This is a genomic window from Methylophaga sp. UBA1464, assembly GCF_002325665.1.
GTDB lineage: Bacteria > Pseudomonadota > Gammaproteobacteria > Nitrosococcales > Methylophagaceae > Methylophaga.
Window position 1 is genome coordinate 12,924 of the sequence record NZ_DCSO01000030.1, and the last position, 2,103, is coordinate 15,026.

Consider the following 2,103-nt stretch of genomic DNA (forward strand, 5'->3'; position numbering starts at 1 on the left):
CAGGGCAAGGAAAATGTGTTTGCCTCCAAACAGGCGGCGGATATTTTTTGTTTATTGCTGGCGTTGGCGCAACCGGATCATCAGCAACGTCTCAGCACGTTATTAGCCGGACCCTTATTTCAATATTCTGCTGACGCGCTGTATGCCATTCAGCAGGACGAATTACGTTGGAATGAATTAATGGATCAGTTGCAGCTGTTGCAGCAACGTTGGCAGCAATCCGGTTTTATGGCGATGTTCCGTGCTTTATTGCAGCTTGATAATGGTCTGCAACGTTTGCTTAAACAGGCAGATGGTGAACGGCAATTGACCAACTTCCTGCATCTGGCCGAACTGATTCAGGCAGAGTCCGCCCGGCAGAATCATCATATCGAGTCAGTGATTCAGTGGTTTGCCAGACAGCAGGAAGCCAGTGCAGCAGAAGATGAAACCGCACAGTTACGTTTGGAAAGTGATGCGGCGCTGGTCAAAATCATGACCATTCATTCGAGTAAAGGACTGGAATATCCCATCGTGTTCTGTCCGTTCAGCTGGACTGCCAGAACCGCCAAAAACAAAACCGATATTGTGGAATTTCATGATCCGAAAAATCAGTATCAACCCAGTGTCGCATTGGCTGACCCTCTATTATCTGAAGCCCAGTTAGTTGCTGAAGAGGAACAGCAGGCAGAGTCTCTGCGCCTGTTGTATGTGGCCTTAACACGTGCCAGAGAGCGCTGCATTATTGTCTGGGGCAATGTTAAGGAGATACAGCAATCCGCGTTGTATCAGCTATTACACTCAGAAAACGCTGCCGGTATGCGAGAGGATTTACAGTCTTTATCAGCCAGAAGTGCAGGCAACATTGCCATGACCGATTATCAGCCGCAAACACCGCTGGTTTATCAGGGCGATCAATCCACAACAACGGTTTATCAAGCCAGAAGTTTTGAAGGCATGATCCATAAACCGTGGCGCATTGGCAGTTTTTCATTATTAAGCCGCGGTCATGTTTCTGAACAACCGGACTATGATGCCGAACTGGTCACAGCTGATATTGAAACGCTTAGTAAACGGAATGTGAAAGATCGTTTTGCCTTTGAGCGTGGCCGGCAGGCGGGTAATTTCCTGCATAAATGTCTGGAAAATATTGAGTTCGATACGGCAAACCCTCAGCAGATATCACAAACCGTTGAAAGATTATTGCCCCAGTTTGGCCTTGATATCCAATGGACAGAGGTTGTCAGTCAATGGCTGCAGGACGTATTGAAAACCCCACTGGATGCTGACAATAAGCTGCGCCTGTGTGATTTACCAGCCAGCCAGCGCATTAATGAAATGGCGTTTTATTTTCCGGTGGCCGGCTTGACTATGCCAGCGCTGAAAAAAGTCCTGCAGCAAACCGCCAGGGATTCGGTCTGGCAGAAACTGGCAAACGATCTGACTTTTCAGGATCTGACCGGTTTTATGAAAGGCTTTATTGATTTGGTGTTTGAGTCTGAAGGTCGCTTTTATATTGCCGATTACAAATCCAATCATTTGGGAGCTGACCCATCTCAATATCAAGGTGAAGCATTGCAAAATGCCATGCTCAGTCACAGTTATCCGTTGCAGTATCTGATTTACAGTCTGGCGCTGCACCGGCATTTAAAACAGCGTCTGCCGGATTATGATCCGGAGCTGCATTTTGGTGGTGTGTATTACCTGTTTTTACGCGGTATGCAACCGGAGTGGTCACAAACCGGGGTGTATTTTGATCGGCTGGATCGGCAGTTACTGGAAGCACTGGATAAGCTGATGGCAGGTGACGTATGAGTGCGTTGAAACTGCTGCGGGAAGCAGGCTTTTCTGAGCTCGCTTACCAGTTTGCGGCTTATATTTGTCGTCAACAGCAAACAGAAGATCCATTGGTGACTTTAACCGCAGGATTGCTCAGCGAAACTATCAGCGAAGGTCATGTGTGCCTGAATCTGCATGACTTTTATTCACTGACTCCGGCTATCCAGGAGGCGTTACCTGAGTCTTCACAATGGTTAAAACAGCTGAAAAACAGTGAGGTGGTGGGGCAGTCGGGGGAATTCAAACCGTTGATTCTGACCGCAGATGGCTTGCTGTATTTATATG

General features: G+C 47.6%; 1 protein-coding gene and 1 pseudogene. Both read left to right on the plus strand.

Annotated elements, in window-relative coordinates:
* Nucleotides 1–1,794 (plus strand): 3'-5' exonuclease (locus B3O33_RS03310; RefSeq protein ID WP_292362920.1); only part of this gene is annotated, 1,794 nt, incomplete at its 5' end.
* Nucleotides 1,791–2,103: pseudogene (locus tag B3O33_RS03315) on the plus strand (exodeoxyribonuclease V subunit alpha); the annotation flags it as partial. The gene B3O33_RS03310 and the pseudogene B3O33_RS03315, both read left to right, overlap by 4 nt.